The organism is Lutibacter sp. B1 (assembly GCF_012524075.1).
Lineage (GTDB): Bacteria > Bacteroidota > Bacteroidia > Flavobacteriales > Flavobacteriaceae > Lutibacter.
Genome location: NZ_JAAZUI010000174.1, coordinates 1 through 376 on the forward strand (window position 1 = coordinate 1; position 376 = coordinate 376).

The following is a 376-nucleotide window of genomic DNA, read 5'->3' on the forward strand; positions in this document are numbered from 1 at the left end:
GCGATAGCAGAGGATGATTATCAATCACAATCAGGTACGCTAACCTTTGCAGGCACTACCGAAGAGAGTCATCCAATTACAGTTTCAATAGCAGATGATACTTTGATAGAACCGACTGAGAGTTTGTATGTGAACTTGAGTAATTTAAGCACGACGCTGATTGGTATCAATGATTCACAAGGAGAGATAACTATCCAGGACAATGACGGAGGTGCAGACAAGGGACTAACCATCAGTGATATGACGGTTAACGAAGGTGATGGCACAGCGACAGTTCAAGTAACCTTAACAGGCAATGTACAGGGCGGTTTCAGTGTAGATTACCAAACAGCAGACGGTACAGCGATAGCAGAGGATGATTATCAATCACAATCAG

At 43.4% G+C, this 376-nt stretch carries 1 protein-coding gene; it reads left to right on the forward strand.

Annotation, left to right across the window (positions count from 1 at the left end; all coding sequences use genetic code 11):
• The coding region (locus HGB55_RS15385) for a Calx-beta domain-containing protein (RefSeq protein WP_168817983.1) at positions 1-376 on the forward strand (376 nt) is incomplete at both ends.